Source organism: Cellulophaga geojensis KL-A, assembly GCF_000568425.1.
GTDB lineage: Bacteria > Bacteroidota > Bacteroidia > Flavobacteriales > Flavobacteriaceae > Cellulophaga > Cellulophaga lytica.
The window spans coordinates 1-16,840 of record NZ_ARZX01000007.1; the positions used below are offsets into that span (position 1 = coordinate 1).

Consider the following 16,840-nt stretch of genomic DNA (forward strand, 5'->3'; position numbering starts at 1 on the left):
TTAGTGTATCGCTATGTTAGGACGGGACATTAAATTATCTTAAAAAACCGCTCTAAACAAGGAGCGGTTTTTTTATTTTTGTAGCATGCAAAAACTTATATCATATCCGTTAACGGCATTGTATTTTTTATTTTTTGGACTTTCATTAGTCGTTTTTCATCCTATACAATGGGTTTGTTACAATGTATTTGGCTACACTGCTCATAAAAAAAGCGTTAGTCTTTTAAACTGGTTTTTAATGCGTAGTACACACTTTTTAGGTACGCGTTATTCGTTTAAAAAAGAGACCAAAATACCTACAGATAGGCCTATTATATTTGTAGCAAACCACCAGAGTATGAACGATATTCCGCCACTTATTTGGTTCTTTAGAAAAAATCATCCAAAGTTTGTAAGCAAAAAAGAGTTGGGTAAAGGCATACCAAGTGTATCTTATAATTTAAGGCACGGAGGTTCTGTTTTAATAGACCGCAAAGATGCTAGGCAAGCACTTACAGAAATTGCAAAACTTGGTAAATACATAGAAAAACACAATCGTAGTGCTGTAATTTTTCCAGAAGGTACCAGAAGTAGAACAGGGCATCCTAAACGGTTTCAGCCAATGGGACTTAAAATTCTTATGAAAAATGCACCATCAGCCTTAATTGTTCCTATAAGCATTAACAATTCTTGGAAACTTTTAAAATATGGGAAATACCCATATGGCTTAGGCAGTCATTTTACAATAGACGTACACGCACCTGTAGAAATAAAAGGTAATGCAGATGATATAATTGCTCAAGTAGAACAAACAGTAACCGCTGGCGTAACTTCTTTTAAATGATAAATTCAGATATAATAGCACAAACTAAAGTCTTTGTAAAAAAAACTTTAGAAGGTGCAGAAGGTGGCCATGATTGGTTTCATATAGAACGTGTGTATAACAACACAATGCTTTTGGCTAAAGATGAAGCTGTAAACCAATTGGTAGTTGCTCTTGGGGCACTACTACATGATATAGCCGATGCTAAATTTTATAATGGCGATGAAACTGTTGGCCCTAAAATGGCAACAGATTTTTTAAGATCTATACAGGTTGATGAAAAAATTATAGATCACGTTGTAAAAATTATAGAAAACATTTCTTTTAAAAGTAGTTTAAAGGTTGATGATGCAACTACAGCAAAACCTTTTACCTCTTTAGAACTACAAGTGGTGCAAGATGCAGATAGGTTAGATGCTATTGGTGCAATTGGTATTGCGCGTGCTTTTAATTATGGCGGATTTAAAAACAGGGAAATGTATAACCCTGAAATTGCTCCTAATTTAAATATGACCAAAGAGGAATATAAAAAATCTACAGCACCAACAATTAATCATTTTTATGAAAAATTATTGCTCTTAAAAGATAAAATGAATACCAAAAGTGGTGCAAAGCTAGCAGAGCAAAGACATTTGTATATGATTGCATTTTTAGAGCAGTTTTATAACGAATGGAAAGGTAAACTATAATAAGTTTTACTACAACGTTATAGTCCTTCTTTTAACATTTTTAGCAAAACAGTTGCTGGCTTTTTTTATGTATCTTCAACCAGTAAACTATAAGCAACCTTAATTTATGGAAAGAAGAAAATTTATAAAAAATGTGGCTGCATCTTCCGCTGCATTTTCTATTGTTCCAAGTTTTGTACTTGGTAAAAACCACGTGCCTCCTAGTGATACATTGTACATAGGAGCATTTGGAGTAGGAGGAAGAGGATCATCTGTTATTAAAGAACTAACAGATACGGGTAAAGTTAAGTTTGTTACCCTTTGTGATGTAGACCAAAGAGGAGTTGCTGCCAGTCATAAATTACATCCTAAAGCAAAAAGATATAAAGATTTTAGAGATGTGTATGATAAGCATTTAAATGAAATTGATGCTATTATGGTGGCAACACCAGACCATACACACGCTACCATAGCATTACCTTTTATGCGTGCAAAAAAACACGCGTATGTAGAAAAACCTCTGGCGCACAATATTGAAGAGGTAAGGTTAATGACTAAAGTAGCTAAAGAAAACGGAATTATTACCCAAATGGGTAACCAAGGAGCATCTAGCCCTGGTAGTAGAACAGCTAAAGAGTGGATAGATGCTGGGGTAATTGGAGATGTTACTAAAGTAGATTGTTGGACCAACAGACCTGTTTGGCCACAAGGTGTAAAAACACCAGCAGGCGGACACCCAATTCCTAAAGAGTTAGATTGGGATTTGTGGTTAGGGCCAGCAGCAATGAGAGATTATAACCCTGCTTATTTGCCATTTAAATGGCGTGGTTGGTGGGACTTTGGAACAGGTGCATTAGGTGATATGGGCTGCCATATTATGGAAACTCCGTATAGTGTTTTAGGTTTAGGATCACCAACAGAAGCAGAAGCTAGTTGTACAACTACTTGGGTAGGAGATTTTGTAGAGGCAGATTACTCTAGCTCTTGTCCGCCTTCATCTGTAGTGCGTTTAAAAGTAGATGCGCCCAACCAAGGAAGTATAGACTTAAATTGGTATGATGGTGGAATTATGCCAGATATTCCTAGTGAATTGGCAGATGGCGAAAAATTAGGAAACGGAGATGGTGGCGTAGTTTTTCACGGTACAAAAGGCATTATTGTAACAGATGTGTATTCTGCAAACCCTAGATTGTTGCCAGCAGATGTTAATAGTATGTTTAACAAGCCAAAAGAAACATTACCAAGAATAAAGGGTGGTTCTGCAGGGCACCAGAATAACTGGGTAGAGGGTTGCTTAAATGGTACAGTAGCATCATCAGATTTTGTAACTAAAGCCGGACCATTAACCGAGGGTGTTCTTATGGGTAATTTAGCTATTAAAGCATACCAGTATAAAACATTAAAAGCGGGTAAAAAAGTAGGAGATTGGGATCCTTATAACTACCCTGGTAGACGTACCATAAAATGGGACGCTGCTAATATGAAGGTTACAAATTTTGATATGGCTAACGAGTGGGTTTCTCGTGACTACAGAAAAGGATGGGAACTGAAATAAAAGTGTTTTAAAATATTAAAGGCGCTATTAGTAAATGCTAATAGCGCCTTTTTATTTGTTTGTAATTAAAAATTAACAACAATTGCCATTTACATCACAAGACTCTCCGCCTGTTGTTGGTAAAACAGTAAGCGACTCTTTTTGGTGTTTTTCCCAAGCTTGTTCTAAAGCTTCAGTAAAAGCTTCTACTGGTTGTGCGCCAGAAACTCCGTACTTGTTATTTAAAACAAAAAAAGGAACGCCACTAATACCAAGGTTTTTGGCCTCCATTTCGTCTTGCCTAACCTCGTATGTAAAAGCATCTGTTTTGTAGATTTCTTCAACAGCAGCTTTGTCCATACCAACAGAGATAGCTGTATTTACTAAAAACGCTATATCATCTATATTTTTACCATCTTCTAAATGTGCTTTTAACAACGCCTCTTTGGTACTATCAGCAAAACCTACTGTTTTTGCATATTGCAATAAACGGTGTGCGTTTAAAGAATTTGCGGTAACAATGTCTTCAATTTTAAAGTTAAGACCAACACCACTAGCCATTTCTGTAACTCTGTTAAACATACCTTTAGCATTAACCTCGTCTACACCTTTGCTTTGCATAAAGTGGTCTATAGCATTAATATCTGTTTGCGTTTTTAAGTTAGGATCTAACTCAAAACTTTTCCACTCTACAGTAATTTTATCTTTGTGCGGAAATTTATCTAATGCAGCTGTAAAGTTACGTTTACCAATGTAACAAAACGGGCATCTAATATCTGACCATATATGTATTTGCATAACTATTTTATCTTTTAATATTATTGTATTGTTAGACGAAAATACGGTATAAAACTTTCAATAAAATGAATTTTTTAAAATAGTATTGTTTAATATAAAGGTTTGTTCAATTTAAACAATTTGTTGTTTTGTATTTATATTTGTAGTATTTTTCCTAAATACAAAATATTTAAATATGAAATTTAAAAGTACCCTTGTAGTTTTTTTAGCTTTAATATTGGCTAATATTTTTGCGGATAATACAATGAGTTTTAATCTTTATGACACTTATTATGTTTTTAATGGTATGCAATTAATAGTTGCTTTAACTACAGTTTTTGTTGGGTTTTTATTGGTAAAAAAAATAATAGTTAAACCTAGAGGCTAATTAAAACAAGGTAAACTGTCCGTTTTTGTGTTGTTCATATAATGTGTTGTTCAGCTTAGGAAATGTTTTGTTTTTAAAATATTTGTGTTTGGCTATTTTTACCAAACTATGTATTTGTTCAGCAACAACTCCGTTTCCTTTACTACGTATTCCAAATCTACTATCGTTTAAGTTACCTCCGTGGCAAGCTTCTATTTGGTGTAGTACTTTTTCTGCCTTGCCTGGTAGTGTTTTGTGTATCCAATCTGTAAAAATTTGACCAATAGCTCCATTTAAACGTACAACTGTAAAAGCAAAAGATAGTGCTCCGTTATCTGCTACAGCTTTGGCCAATTGTAATATTTCATGACTATTTATACCTGGAATTATTGGAGCTAGCATTGCATTTACAGGAATGTTGTTTTCTGATAATATTTTTATGGTTTCTAGTCTTTTTTTAATGCTTACGGTTCTTGGTTCTAGTATTCTTCTAGTTTCTTCAGATAGTGAGGTTACAGATACATTTACCCCAACTAAATTATGTTTAGCTAATTTTTTTAAAATATCTAAATCCCTAAGTATTAATGCGTTTTTGGTAATTATACCTACGGGATGCCTGTATTTATAAAAAACCTCTAAACAAGCACGTGTAATTTTAAACTCTTTTTCTGCAGGTTGGTAACAATCTGTATTGCCAGATAGTATTATGGTGTTTGCTACCCAGTTTTTACTTTTTAGTTTTTGTTCTAGTAGTTTTGGAGCATCTTTTTTAATTAAAATTTTACGTTCAAAATCTAAACCAGCACTGTAGCCCCAATATTCGTGAGAGTTTCTTGCATAGCAATAAATACAACCGTGCTCACAACCTTGGTACGGATTCATAGAAAAAGCCATACTAATATCTGGACTGGTAACTTTGTTTACTATTGTTTTGGGAAAAATAGGAATATATTGGGTGCGGTTATTATCTGCTTCCTCACCCTCTAAACGACAAAACTCTAAAAAGTCATCACGTGTTTCATAAATATGTTTTAGAAACTTGTTATGAGAATTTTGCTGTGCACCACGACCTTTTATATATTCTTTTTTACTCATAGGATATTTTCCAAATATATGGAAAAACCCCATTTTAATTGAATTTGTAGAACAAAAAATCCCCTTGCTAAAAACAAGAGGATTGTAATTTATAAGTTTTGTTTTTCTAAAAAGCAACTTCTACCAACTGCTTTTTTGTGCCACGTTTAGCGTAAAACAAAATATTATTTTTATTGGTTAATGGTTTAGAAACCATTAAAGGTAACCTTGCTGTTTTACTATCTATTATTTTTTCATAGGTCATAAAGCCTTTAGCATCTAACTTAATTAAAAATATGTTTCTGTTTCTACTTAAACCTTGTCTAAATACCAAACGCTCATTATTTATTAATTGCGGATTTTCTGCCGCTGTGCTTATAAAAAAGTAAGTATTGTCTCCTTTTGTAAATGTACTGTATGATGCGTATGCGCCATCACCCTGAGTTACTTCAGACTTATTAATGTTACGTACCCAAATAAGGTCGCCATCATCACTAAGTTTAGCACCAACCATATCATTATAATGGTACCTACTAATTCTAACTCTAGACCCACCACCAGGATTACTTTGGTAACCAGAGGTTACAAAATATTCTTCTGCGTTAAAAAGTATAGAGCCGTCACTAGCAATTTCTGCATTTTTAAATACTAAGTTTTTTACCTCTTTATTATCTTCTTCTTTACCAAATTTGTCTGCCATAAATTGTGCAGAAAACGGAATAAATTTTTTGTCTTTTACATCTAAAGAACCTTCATCTAACCTAAAGTAACTTAAACCGTTGTATCTGTTATCTTTTCTATTGGCATAAAAGCCTACACATACAAATTTTTCGTCTGTAAGTATGGGTTTTAAAGCTTCTAAAAACTTACCAGGTTCATCAAAAGTTTTCATAACCCTTTCTTCTTCAGAAACCTTTAAAAGTTCGTATTGAAATTTACGCTCTAAGGCAGAAAAACGCCTCTTTTTAAAATAAGCTTTGGCAACTAAAAATACCTCTTTTTTGTTTTTTGTTATTTCTACGCTTTCAAAAGCATAGTTTTTAGTTTCTACTTCCGCAGAAAAATCGTGTGTAATTAGTAAATCTAGATTGTTATTAAAAACATATATAAAATGCTGATTATCTTTTGCCTTTTTAAAGTGAGCGCTAACTACAAAAGCATCTTTACGTTTATTAAACAATACAGAAGTTGTAAAACCCGATGAAAAATTACGGTTATAATAGTTTTTATCTAACGGATTATCTACTTCTTTAGAAGGTACAGATAAAATTGTTTTTTGAGTAAATGCAAAATTATCTAAAGGGCTTTGGTGTACTATATAATCATAAGCTTGTTTACCAGAGTTATATTCTAAAAATATAAGATATAATTGCCCATTGCTTATAAAACCGTTTACAAAGTCTTTATCTTTAAGCTTGTAATTAAACTCGCTTACCAAATCTAAATTCTTATTGTAGTGTTCTATATAATACCCTTTTGGTTTTAATATTAAACCAGTGTAGTAAGAGCGTACAAGTATGGTACCATCTGCACCATCATTATCAATTGTTAGTAAATTAGAGTATTTGTATCTGTCTGCATATTTTTCGCTAAACTTATAGGTTACTTGCATTTTTTGTGCTGTGGCGGTAAAACCAAGACATAACATAAGTAGTAATGCAATTTTCTTCATCATTTATTTTCTTAAGATTACTTTATAGTAACGTTTACTATTATTAATTGTTACGTGCTTTTAAAAAAAAGTATTTCTAAAATAGCAATAGTTTGGTAATTACATTAAAGTTTAAGTTAAACTACATCGTTTTCGGTTAAATTTATAACAAAAGATATATAAATGATGTCTGTGTTATTTTTTATACACAAATTATTCCAATATATTTATAAGCTTAAACCAAACTTATTTAGCACTATGTTATTAACATTACTGTCCTTTGTGGGCTTTACAGTTTTGGTGGCCGTTATATCTTATTTGGCTACAAGAAAAACTAATGAAAACTCTTCTGATGGATATTTTTTAGGAGGAAGGAGTTTAACTGCAGGTGTTATTGCAGGGTCTCTTTTACTAACAAACCTTTCTACAGAGCAACTAGTAGGTTTAAATTCTGATGCTTATACAGATGGTTTGTCTGTTATGGCTTGGGAAACGTTAGCAGCAATAGCAATAGTTATTACTGCTATTTTTTTATTACCAAGGTATTTAAAAGGTGGTTTAACAACCGTACCGCAGTTTTTAGCAGAACGTTTTGATGTTACTACAAAAACAATAACATCTGGTTTGTTTTTAACAGGTTACGTAGTTGTATTATTACCCGTAATTTTATACTCTGGTTCTGTTGCCATAAGCGGAATGTTTAATGTGCCAGAAAACCTAGGAATTAGTCACACTGCATCTATATGGTTATGTGTTTGGGGTATTGGTATTATTGGCGGTATTTACGCTGTATTTGGAGGCTTAAAAGCCGTTGTGGTATCAGATTCTATTAATGCAATAGGATTGTTAATTGGTGGTATTTTAATTCCTGTTTTTGGTTTAATGTATATAGGAGATGGTAGTATAATAGATGGCTTATCTATTTTAACTACAGAAAATCCAGAGAAATTTAACTCTATGGGTACTAAAACAGACTCAGTTCCTTTTTCTACAATTTTTACAGGGATGATGTTGGTTAACCTTTTTTATTGGGGAACAAACCAACAAATTATACAAAGAGCCTTAGGAGCCAAAAACTTAGCAGAAGGACAAAAAGGGCTATTACTAGCTTCTTTTATAAAAATATTAGGACCGTTAATTTTAGTTTTACCTGGTATAATAGCGTTTCATATTTTTGAAGGTAAAATAGATTCTTCTAGCGCATACCCTCTACTAGTTGGTAAAGTATTGCCAGATTATTTAGTTGGCTTTTTTGCAGCAGTATTGTTTGGTGCAATTTTAAGTTCATTTAATAGTGTTTTAAACAGTTCTGTAACCTTATTTGGCTTAGACATCTACAAACAACATATAAACCCAGAAGCTAGTGAAACTAAAGTTGTTAAAAACGGTAAAATATTTGGTATTGTATTGGCTTTAGCGGCAATGTTTATTGCGCCTTTTATAGCAAATGCGGGTAGTTTATTTGGTTATTTACAAGAAGTAAACGGTATTTATAGTATTCCAATTTTTTCTGTTATAATAATTGGCTTTTTAACTAAAAGAGTACCAGCTATTGCAGCAAAGGTTGGTATTATATCTGGATCTTTACTGTATATTATAAGTCAGTTTTTAATGAAACCATATTTTGTAAGCTCTGCTTTAGAGAAAGCAGAAGCAGCAGGAGTTACTAGTGCAGATGCATTAGCTGTAGTAGAAGCAGATGCATACCCACACTTTTTACACGTAATGGCTATTTTATGTGTAGTAAACTCTTTAATAATGTTGGCTATTGGTAAAATAAAACCAAGAGAAACTGCTTTTGAGCAAAAATATACAGAGCAAGTAGAAATTAAGCCTTACAAATACGTAAACCAAATAGGTATTGTTATTTGTTTAATAGTGGTAGCAATATACGTGTACTTTGCTAATTAAGTAATTGTACTTTAAAATATAAAGAGGTTAGTTTAGCAAAACTAGCCTCTTTTTTTTATTACAAGTTTTTAGCTTGTATGTTATGGAAAGCGTCAGTTTGTTGTTTTAACAACTTTTCTGCTTGTTGTTTTTTATAATTGTAAATTTCGTTTTCTTGTTCAATATCTTCATATACTTTTTTATTTATTGCCGCATCTGTTTGCATTAAAGTGTTACGCTGTTCTACTTTCTGTGTAACCCAGGTTTTAACAATACTTTCTTCTTCCTCTAACTTAAAATCGTACATTCCTTTAGGAGCTAATAATTTTGCAATTATAGGAGATGTTTCTATAGCTAAAAACAATAAAAATATAAAGAATGATGGTAGCCAAGGTAGCTTGTTTAAAGCCGTTATACGAGCCATTAAACCATCAAAACCATCAATAATGGGTTGTGAGTCTTTAACAGAGGCAGCATATGCTGTATCTAATGCCACTGCTTGCTCTTCTAGCGTAGTAATTTTTGCGGCATTGTTTTCTTTTAGCTTTTGTAATTCTTGTAAGGCAGCATCATGTTTTTGTCTTTTTTCTTCATAAACTGGTCCTTTACCTAGCAGTTTAGTACCTTCCCTTCCTTCTGCCTCGGCAATATAAGTGTTGTAAAGCGCATTTGTTTCTGCTTCTTTAGTTGTAATTTCTTGTTTTAATTTTTCTATAGATTGATGAATGACTTCCTTTTTAGGACTGTACTGTAATGCAATTTGTTCCTTGTTTGCAAGCGTTAAATCATTCTTTTGTTCTAATAAAACCTGATTGATTTCTTTTTCAAAAATCTTCATTTCTAAAGGTTTGGAAATAACAATGGCTATTATAACAGCTAAAACAATACGGGGTGTGGCCTGTAACAATTCACTTTTAAAATTGTCTCTTTTTTTAATGGTAGAAACAATAAAGCGGTCTAAATTAAAAATAAGTAAGCCCCAAACAAGTCCAAAAAAAACAGCGTAGTAAACATTATCAAAAACAGTATACAATGCATATGCACTGGCTATAAAAGCCATAACAGCAGTAAAAAATACAGTTGCGCCAATACCAGCGTATTTGTTTTGCTCACCGTTAGAGCAAGTTTCTAGTATAGCAGTGTCTGCTCCGGAGCAGAGTATAAAAAAACGTTTAATCATAAGTGTTCTTTTTTTTGATGATTGATGTACCTATAAGAACGCATTTTGCAATGATTTGTTACAAAAAAAGCCTCTAAATGAGGCTTTTTATTACTTTTTAAGACATTATTATGAATAATTAGTCCTTTATTGGTGGAGCAGGAGGTGGCGGTGGTGGTAATGGGGCTGCTCCTTTTTCTTTTTTAATTAAAGCGCTACATTTCTCATAGCTTTTCATTGTTTTCTTATACAACTTATTTAATTCTTCTCTGGTTCCTTTACCTTCTTTTCTGTATTCACCAACAGCAGAACCATATTCATAGGCATCTTTTTTAAAAGCAGCTCTGGCTTTTGCAAGTTCTTTAGAGTCTTGTTTGTTATTTGATGGAGGTAATGGTGGTGGAGGTGGTAATAATTTTTTATCCTCTGCCGTTAACTCGCTTCTTTTTTTGTATTCTGTTTTGCCATTTCTAATTAGTATAACGTATGGTAAAATAGGTGCTTTTACTCTTTTTACTTTAGCTCTATCTTCTTTGCTTAAGCTAAAGTAGATGCTACCTAAAAGCGTAAAAAGATCATCAATTTTCTTTTTCTCAGCTTCTGATCTATGTATATAATGTGGTTCTTGTTTAGTTAAGGTTACATATGTGTTGTACTCTTTTTTATAGGTTTCTAAAGGATCTTGTTTTTCTTCTTTTATAACTAAACCTAAGTGTTCAGAATTTTTAACAGGGATACTTTCAGGGAAAACAATATTATATTTTTTTATTTCTTCTTTACTAAACTCAGCATAAAGTTTTTTTAATTGAACATTTTTTATTTCTAAATCATCGTTAGAAATTTCGCTATTTTTTTTAAATGAATGTAACTCACTATTATACTTTTGTAGTATGCTATTATATGTATTTACATCTGCCTTAACATACGTATTAGTAAAGCCTTGTTTGGTAAATAAATTTACTTGGTGTTCTTGCGGAAACTTTGCGCTACGTGCATTTTTGTATACGTAGCTATTGTTAAAATGTACAATATCTGATGCCGAATACTTGTTTAATACAGAATTAGGAACGTGTTTATTATCTATCCAAATAGCAAAGTTTTCTTTGTTTTTCCAAGAATTAAACTCCGATTGCGTTGGTGCTTTTTTTGTAGTATTTTTTAAATCTACGCTAGGGAATTTTAGAATTGTTTTATGGTCTGTAACGGTTGCACGTTGTTCATTGGTCATTAGATCATAAATGGCAATTATACGCTGATAGTACGTCATATCTATTACTTTCTTCTTTGCATTGTTGTATTTTTTGAAAAATGTACGATATTCTTGCATCATTTTCTCTGAGGCACCTTTACCTGCATTTTTATTCGCGTGTGAGGCTTGAGTGTCTACTAAAATTTCTTCTGTTTTTTGGTTGCTAAAACTGTAAAAAAGCAATGCTGCTAAAGGAATAAGTAGCAAGCTTCTTAATACAACCGACCGTTTTGAGGTTCTTTTTTTCATAACTGTAAATCGTTTTTTGATTGATGAATAATTAATTGAATTTGCCATATATGGCTCTGTTACATTTGATGAAAATGCGAGTAAAATTTTTCTGTAGCTAACAGTGTCCGCACCCTGATTTAGGACAGCTTGATCTGCTAAAAATTCGTGATTTAATTTAATAGCGTGTTTTATAAAATAGATAAGCGGATTAAACCAGAATACAACTTGTAAAACCTCTATAAGTAATACGTCTATAGAGTGTTTTTGCTTTGCATGTGTAATTTCATGCAGCAACACTTCTTTTGGTATTTGTTTTTGTTGATGGGCTTTTTTATTTAAAAATATATAACTTAAAAAAGTATGGGGTGTAGTTTTCTCAGTTAACAGTACATTAGTATGGTTCTCCAGTCTTTGCTTAGGATTTTGCTTTATTTTTAAAAATAGGTTAGTGCTATTTTTAATAAATTTTATGCTAAAAATTAAAACCCCCAAGCCGTAAATACTCCAAATTAGGTAGGACCAGTAATTGGTAGGTTCTACAATAGTTTCTGTAGTGTTTATGTTGCCATACTCCAATGGTGTTTTATAAATTGCTATTGGTACTTGTATGTATGTTGTAAACGTTATTAGTGGTATACCAAAACTTAAAACTAAAGCAGCTAGTAAGTAAAAACGTTTAAACTTGTGCATATTTTGCCCTTCTAAAAATAGTTTGTAAAAAAGGAATAAAGTTGCTAAACAAGCTGTAGATTTTAATAGGTACATAAGCATAACTATTTATTTTTTAGTTCTTGGTCTATTAACTCTCTTAAATGTGCCAACTCTTCTTTTGTTAGGTTGGTTTCTTTAGTAAAGAACGATGCAAATTGCGATGCACTATCATTAAAAAAGTTTTTTATTAAGCCGTTTACGTGTTTAGAGAAATAGGCTTTCTTTTTTACGAGCGGATAATATTCTCTGGATTTACCGTATAGATTGTAGGCTATAAAATTCTTGTCTGCCATACGTTTTAACATTGTAGCCACAGTAGTGGTTGCAGGTTTAGGATCTGAATACTGATCTAGTAAATCTTTTAAAAATGCTTTTTCTAATTTCCAGAGGTGGTTCATTAATTCTTCTTCTGATTTTGACAACTGCATAATTCTACATATTTAGAATGTTCTCTACAAACGTAGAACAAAAAAATGAATTCTACAAGTGTAGAGTTAAATTATTTTTTGTGAATGTTTTAAAATGAGCGCATTATGGTTTATTTGCAAGGTGCTAACATTTTTTTGCGTTAAGGATAGTAGTGAAAAGCCCACAGCGTAGCGAGGACTTGTAGCGTATAGCCTGCCCGTAGGAACGCCCTAATATAATTGCTTGCATAAAAAAAGTCCGTTTTAATTAAAAAACGAACTTTTAAATTGTGTTATGTATGTGATATTAAGAACTCATATCTGTAAAATTCTTGTAGAAATAAGGAATAGTTTCTATACCTTTTAGGTAGTTCCAAATTCCAAAATGCTCATTAGGTGAGTGTATTGCGTCACTATCTAACCCAAAGCCCATTAATATGGTTTTGCTTTGTAGCTCTTGCTCAAATAAAGAAACAATTGGTATACTACCACCGCTACGTTGTGGTATTGGTGTTTTGCCAAAAGTAGTTTCGTATGCCTTAGATGCTGCTTTATAACCAACACTGTCTATAGGTGTTACGTAACCTTGTCCGCCATGATGTGGGTTTACTTTTACTGTTACACCTTGTGGTGCTATGCTTGTAAAGTGTTTAGAGAACAATTCTGTTATGTTTTCCCAGTCTTGGTTTGGTACCAAACGCATAGATATTTTTGCGTAAGCTTTGCTTGCTATTACGGTTTTTGCACCTTCGCCAGTGTAACCACCCCAAATACCATTTACGTCTAGAGTAGGGCGTATAGAGTTACGCTCGTTAGTGGTGTATCCTTTTTCTCCGTAAACAGCATTTATATCTAATGCTTTTTTATAGTTTTCTAAACTAAAAGGAGCTTTTGCCATTTCTGCGCGTTCTTCTGCAGATAATTCTTCTACGTTGTCATAAAAACCAGGAATGGTAATATGGTTGTTCTCGTCATGTAAAGACGAAATCATTTTTGTTAGTATGTTTATTGGGTTGGCAACAGCGCCACCGTATAAACCAGAGTGTAAATCTCTGTTAGGGCCTGTAACTTCTACTTCTACATAGCTTAAACCTCTTAAGCCTGTTGTTATAGATGGTACGTCTTTGGCAATCATACCGGTGTCACTAATTAAAATAACATCGTTTTTAAGTTTTTCTCTGTTTTCTTTTACAAATGTAGATAGGCTAACGCTACCAACTTCTTCTTCACCTTCTATCATGAACTTTACGTTACAAGGTAGTTGGTTGGTACTTACCATAAATTCTAAGGCTTTTACGTGCATGTACATTTGCCCTTTGTCATCACAAGCACCACGAGCAAAAATTGCACCTTCTGGGTGAAGGTCTGTTTTTTTGATTACAGGCTCGTAAGGTGGTGAGTCCCATAGGTTAATTGGGTCTGCTGGTTGCACGTCATAATGACCATAAACTAATACCGTTGGTAAATCTTTATTTATTATTTTTTCTCCGTAAACAATAGGGAAACCTTGAGTTTCACAAATTTCTACGGTATCACAACCTGCTTTTACTAAAGCATCTTTAACAGCATCTGCAGTTGTAAGTACATCATGCGCATAAGCAGGGTCTGCACTAACAGATGGTATTTTTAGAAGTTCTATAAGTTCATTTAATAATCTGTCTTTATTACTATCTATAAAGCTTTTTACGTCTTGCATAATATGTTTTTGATAAAGTATAAATGTACAAAAAAAAGAAGTTTTTATAATTAAGTATTTCAAAATTGATTTTTTGCATTATATTTGCAACCCAATTGGCAAAATTGCTAGTTGAAAATGCAGGCGTGGTGGAATTGGTAGACACGCTAGACTTAGGATCTAGTGCCGCGAGGTGTGAGAGTTCGAGTCTCTCCGCCTGTACAAACAAAAAGCCTTTCAGGAAACTGAAAGGCTTTTTTTATGCTAATTCTCTATTGTTCTAAACGTTAAATTTATTCTGGGTGCATTAACCTTTTTTGTTGGTGGCAGCCTGTGTAGCCAGTGTTTTTGTGTGGTACCTGTCATTACCAATAAACTTCCTCTGTCTAAATTAATATCTATTTTTTGCTTGTTCTCTTTATGTTTAAAACTAAACTTGCGCTCTGCGCCAAAACTTAAAGACCCTATTGCTCCGTTTTCTTTTAAGTCTTTTTCTCCATCACTATGCCAAGCCATACCTTCTTCTCCTGAGTGGTATAAGTTTAACAAGCAAGAGTTAAATGTTTCTCCGGTTTTTTCCTCTACTATTTTTTTTAGTTCTAGTAGCTCTTTTGTCCACGGTAGGGCTGTTTTGGTAATTTTAGAGTAGGTGTAACTAAATGGGTTGGTTGCATACCAAGCTACTTTGCGTTTAGTAGTTATGGTTTTTCCAAAAATAACAGCTTTATCATTCTCCCATCGTATATTGTTAAATAAATAATTATAGTACTCTTGAGCTTTACTGGTTGGCATTATTGCTCCGTAATAATACACTTCGCCATCAAAAGGAAGTATATTTTTTTGTATGTCTGTGTTAAATAAATCCATTTATAATCATAAAAATAATCAATCAATTTTTAAATGGTTGTGATGTGCCTATTTAAAAATAAATAAACCTTTAACGTTTATTAACAGTAAAATTTTGTCCAGTAAATATCTGTCGCATTATTTTGCATTCTGTATGACAGTATCACTAAAAAATAAGACTGCTCTTTTATTAGCATTGTGTTTTACAATGTTGGGTAGCTTATACGCTAATGTTTCATTAGAAAATAGTGGTGCTTTACAGCAAACAACCAATACAGATTCTGTTACTAAGCAAATAGAAAATGTAGGTTTGTCTGTACTAAATAAACACAGTCATTTTGCAACAGAGCTAACAGAGGCAAATGAAGAAGAAGTAACAGAAAATGTTACGCCTAAAAAATTAAGTAATAACAATGGCAATTTTAAAGTTGCCTTTTTTTCTGCTCAAATTTTAGGTTTACCATCTACACTACTTACTAAAACACATTATTTATTACACACCAATTTAGGGAGTGTTTTAAAAATTTATATAAAGTACCAAGTACTACTTATATAGAAAACCAATAAAGCAGTAGCCACTTACTAATACTGCTTACACACCACACCATTATTTATTTTGTCTAAGGACATAGCGGTAATATACGTATAGTTTTCTGTGCGTTTTTGCCACACGTATTAACAATCAATTATTTTAAAAAATCAATCGTATTATGAGGAGAACTTCTACACTCATAGGCCTATTGCTTGTGCTTTGTTTTGCCAGCTGTGAGTCTAAAAAAGAAGAAAAAAAAGAGGAATCTAAATTTCTTGTTACCAATCCTGTTAAAAAAGACACCATTATTAAAAAAGACTACGTATGCCAAATACACTCTATTAGGCATATAGAAATACGTGCTTTAGAAAAAGGGTATTTAAAACATATTTCTATAGATGAGGGGCAGTTTGTAAAAAAAGGTCAAAAGCTTTTTAATATAATGCCAAACGTGTATCAGGCAGATTTGCAAAAAGCAAAAGCTGAAGCTGAAGTAGCAGAAATAGAATACAAAAACACAAAACTACTAGCAGATAGTAATGTGGTTTCTGCAAATGAATTAGCAATGTCTAAAGCAGAATATGATAAAGCTAAAGCAGAGGTGTTTTTAACACAAACCCATTTAAGTTTTACAGATATTAGAGCTCCTTTTGATGGTATTGTAGATCATTTAGAAGCTAGAGAAGGTAGTCTTTTAGATGAAGGAGAAAAATTAACCACACTGTCAGATAACAGTAAAATGTGGGTATACTTTAATGTGCCAGAGGCAGAGTATTTAGACTACATTACAAATACGGGTAAAGCAAGAGCTAAACAAGTAGAGTTGGTTATGGCAAACAATAAAATGTTTAACCAAACAGGTATTGTAGAAACTATAGAGGGTGAGTTTAATAACCAAACTGGTAACATTGCGTTTAGAGCAACCTTTCCTAATCCAGATAAAATATTAAGACACGGTGAAACTGGTAGTGTACTTATGTCTGTTCCATATGATGACGCCTTACTAATACCACAAAAAGCAACTTTTGAAATTTTAGATAAAACTTACGTGTATGTTATAGATGCTAATAGTGAGGTTAAGCAAAGAGAAATAGAAATTGAAGCTACCTTACCTAACTTATTTATTGTTAGCAAAGGCCTTTCTACTAAAGATAAAATACTGCTAGAAGGGTTGCGTATGGTAAAAAATAACGAAAAAATACATACCAAGTTTTTAGAACCAAATACGGTACTAAAAGAACTAGACCTGTATGCAGAATAATTACAA

The 16,840-nt window shown here is 32.7% G+C and carries 15 protein-coding genes and 1 tRNA gene; 8 read left to right on the forward strand and 8 right to left on the reverse strand.

Translation table 11 applies throughout. The features are described 5' to 3' along the window. The first annotated feature begins 85 nt into the window (after positions 1 to 85). The 3 genes from KLA_RS07080 (at position 86) to KLA_RS07090 (ending at position 3,025) form a co-directional block, all read left to right on the forward strand. Positions 86 to 823 carry a lysophospholipid acyltransferase family protein gene (locus tag KLA_RS07080; RefSeq protein WP_013621170.1) on the forward strand — a complete coding sequence of 246 codons (738 nt, stop codon included), beginning with the start codon at positions 86 to 88 and terminating at the stop codon, positions 821 to 823. Continuing rightward, entirely contained in the window at positions 820 to 1,491 is a 672-nt protein-coding gene (locus KLA_RS07085) for an HD domain-containing protein (RefSeq protein WP_034644718.1), read from the forward strand. The genes KLA_RS07080 and KLA_RS07085 overlap by 4 nt, the downstream gene beginning before the upstream one ends. Positions 1,492 to 1,597: 106 nt before the next feature. After that, the gene (locus KLA_RS07090; RefSeq protein WP_013621172.1) at positions 1,598 to 3,025 is read left to right on the forward strand and encodes a Gfo/Idh/MocA family protein; all 1,428 of its coding nucleotides are present in this window, start codon (positions 1,598 to 1,600) and stop codon (positions 3,023 to 3,025) included. Positions 3,026 to 3,097: 72 nt separating this feature from the next. Here the strand turns inward: KLA_RS07090 and KLA_RS07095 are convergent, their stop codons facing one another. Continuing rightward, positions 3,098 to 3,802, reverse strand: coding sequence for a DsbA family protein (locus KLA_RS07095; RefSeq protein WP_034644719.1), 705 nt, complete (start codon positions 3,800 to 3,802; stop codon positions 3,098 to 3,100). Between the two features lie 175 nt (positions 3,803 to 3,977). Between KLA_RS07095 and KLA_RS07100 the strand changes: the two genes are divergently transcribed. Then, a complete protein-coding gene (locus tag KLA_RS07100; protein ID WP_013621174.1) occupies positions 3,978 to 4,169 on the forward strand; it encodes a hypothetical protein in 192 nt (63 codons plus the stop codon). On the opposite strand, the gene KLA_RS07105 is transcribed toward KLA_RS07100, so the two are convergent. Both KLA_RS07105 and KLA_RS07110 read right to left on the reverse strand, forming a co-directional pair. Then, positions 4,170 to 5,243 (reverse strand): PA0069 family radical SAM protein, encoded by a 1,074-nt coding sequence (locus tag KLA_RS07105; RefSeq protein ID WP_034644865.1) that lies wholly within the window; start codon positions 5,241 to 5,243, stop codon positions 4,170 to 4,172. Positions 5,244 to 5,349: 106 nt separating this feature from the next. After that, the gene (locus KLA_RS07110) at positions 5,350 to 6,897 is read right to left on the reverse strand and encodes a hypothetical protein (protein WP_316931898.1); all 1,548 of its coding nucleotides are present in this window, start codon (positions 6,895 to 6,897) and stop codon (positions 5,350 to 5,352) included. Positions 6,898 to 7,131: 234 nt separating this feature from the next. On the opposite strand from KLA_RS07110, the gene KLA_RS07115 reads away from it, so the two are divergent. Then, positions 7,132 to 8,784: a solute:sodium symporter family transporter gene (locus tag KLA_RS07115; protein WP_034644866.1), complete on the forward strand. Its 1,653-nt coding sequence runs from the start codon at positions 7,132 to 7,134 to the stop codon at positions 8,782 to 8,784. 58 nt (positions 8,785 to 8,842) lie between these two features. Here KLA_RS07115 and KLA_RS07120 read toward each other — a convergent pair whose 3' ends face one another. The 4 genes from KLA_RS07120 to KLA_RS07135 form a co-directional block, all read right to left on the reverse strand. Continuing rightward, positions 8,843 to 9,943: a DUF4407 domain-containing protein gene (locus KLA_RS07120; protein ID WP_013621178.1), complete on the reverse strand. Its 1,101-nt coding sequence runs from the start codon at positions 9,941 to 9,943 to the stop codon at positions 8,843 to 8,845. A gap of 118 nt (positions 9,944 to 10,061) precedes the next feature. Next, positions 10,062 to 12,173 carry a M56 family metallopeptidase gene (locus KLA_RS17535; RefSeq protein ID WP_051456059.1) on the reverse strand — a complete coding sequence of 704 codons (2,112 nt, stop codon included), beginning with the start codon at positions 12,171 to 12,173 and terminating at the stop codon, positions 10,062 to 10,064. A 2-nt stretch (positions 12,174 to 12,175) separates the two neighbouring features. After that, positions 12,176 to 12,541, reverse strand: a complete 366-nt coding sequence (locus KLA_RS07130; RefSeq protein WP_034644721.1) for a BlaI/MecI/CopY family transcriptional regulator — start codon at positions 12,539 to 12,541, stop codon at positions 12,176 to 12,178. Positions 12,542 to 12,827: 286 nt separating this feature from the next. Continuing rightward, positions 12,828 to 14,216, reverse strand: coding sequence for a dipeptidase (locus tag KLA_RS07135; RefSeq protein ID WP_013621181.1), 1,389 nt, complete (start codon positions 14,214 to 14,216; stop codon positions 12,828 to 12,830). 119 nt (positions 14,217 to 14,335) lie between these two features. On the opposite strand from KLA_RS07135, the gene KLA_RS07140 reads away from it, so the two are divergent. Beyond that, positions 14,336 to 14,417: transfer RNA gene (locus KLA_RS07140), tRNA-Leu, on the forward strand. A gap of 42 nt (positions 14,418 to 14,459) precedes the next feature. Here the strand turns inward: KLA_RS07140 and KLA_RS07145 are convergent. Further along, entirely contained in the window at positions 14,460 to 15,062 is a 603-nt protein-coding gene (locus tag KLA_RS07145) for an alpha-ketoglutarate-dependent dioxygenase AlkB family protein (RefSeq protein WP_034644723.1), read from the reverse strand. 133 nt (positions 15,063 to 15,195) lie between these two features. On the opposite strand from KLA_RS07145, the gene KLA_RS07150 reads away from it, so the two are divergent. Both KLA_RS07150 and KLA_RS07155 read left to right on the forward strand, forming a co-directional pair. Further along, positions 15,196 to 15,597 carry a hypothetical protein gene (locus KLA_RS07150; protein ID WP_152536830.1) on the forward strand — a complete coding sequence of 134 codons (402 nt, stop codon included), beginning with the start codon at positions 15,196 to 15,198 and terminating at the stop codon, positions 15,595 to 15,597. A 154-nt stretch (positions 15,598 to 15,751) separates the two neighbouring features. Then, positions 15,752 to 16,834, forward strand: coding sequence for an efflux RND transporter periplasmic adaptor subunit (locus KLA_RS07155; RefSeq protein ID WP_034644725.1), 1,083 nt, complete (start codon positions 15,752 to 15,754; stop codon positions 16,832 to 16,834). The last annotated feature ends 6 nt before the right edge of the window (positions 16,835 to 16,840 follow it).

What these genes read in the sequence shown, in the direction of transcription:
- KLA_RS07130 (WP_034644721.1), bottom strand. Translation starts at nt 12,541, where the DNA reads ATGCAGTTGTCAAAATCAGAAGAAGAATTAATGAACCACCTCTGGAAA.
- KLA_RS07120 (WP_013621178.1), bottom strand. Translation starts at nt 9,943, where the DNA reads ATGATTAAACGTTTTTTTATACTCTGCTCCGGAGCAGACACTGCTATA.
- KLA_RS07155 (WP_034644725.1), top strand. Translation starts at nt 15,752, where the DNA reads ATGAGGAGAACTTCTACACTCATAGGCCTATTGCTTGTGCTTTGTTTT.
- KLA_RS07110 (WP_316931898.1), bottom strand. Translation starts at nt 6,897, where the DNA reads ATGATGAAGAAAATTGCATTACTACTTATGTTATGTCTTGGTTTTACC.
- KLA_RS07135 (WP_013621181.1), bottom strand. Translation starts at nt 14,216, where the DNA reads ATGCAAGACGTAAAAAGCTTTATAGATAGTAATAAAGACAGATTATTA.
- KLA_RS07080 (WP_013621170.1), top strand. Translation starts at nt 86, where the DNA reads ATGCAAAAACTTATATCATATCCGTTAACGGCATTGTATTTTTTATTT.
- KLA_RS07145 (WP_034644723.1), bottom strand. Translation starts at nt 15,062, where the DNA reads ATGGATTTATTTAACACAGACATACAAAAAAATATACTTCCTTTTGAT.
- KLA_RS07150 (WP_152536830.1), top strand. Translation starts at nt 15,196, where the DNA reads ATGACAGTATCACTAAAAAATAAGACTGCTCTTTTATTAGCATTGTGT.
- KLA_RS17535 (WP_051456059.1), bottom strand. Translation starts at nt 12,173, where the DNA reads ATGCTTATGTACCTATTAAAATCTACAGCTTGTTTAGCAACTTTATTC.
- KLA_RS07095 (WP_034644719.1), bottom strand. Translation starts at nt 3,802, where the DNA reads ATGCAAATACATATATGGTCAGATATTAGATGCCCGTTTTGTTACATT.
- KLA_RS07105 (WP_034644865.1), bottom strand. Translation starts at nt 5,243, where the DNA reads ATGAGTAAAAAAGAATATATAAAAGGTCGTGGTGCACAGCAAAATTCT.
- KLA_RS07090 (WP_013621172.1), top strand. Translation starts at nt 1,598, where the DNA reads ATGGAAAGAAGAAAATTTATAAAAAATGTGGCTGCATCTTCCGCTGCA.
- KLA_RS07115 (WP_034644866.1), top strand. Translation starts at nt 7,132, where the DNA reads ATGTTATTAACATTACTGTCCTTTGTGGGCTTTACAGTTTTGGTGGCC.
- KLA_RS07100 (WP_013621174.1), top strand. Translation starts at nt 3,978, where the DNA reads ATGAAATTTAAAAGTACCCTTGTAGTTTTTTTAGCTTTAATATTGGCT.
- KLA_RS07085 (WP_034644718.1), top strand. Translation starts at nt 820, where the DNA reads ATGATAAATTCAGATATAATAGCACAAACTAAAGTCTTTGTAAAAAAA.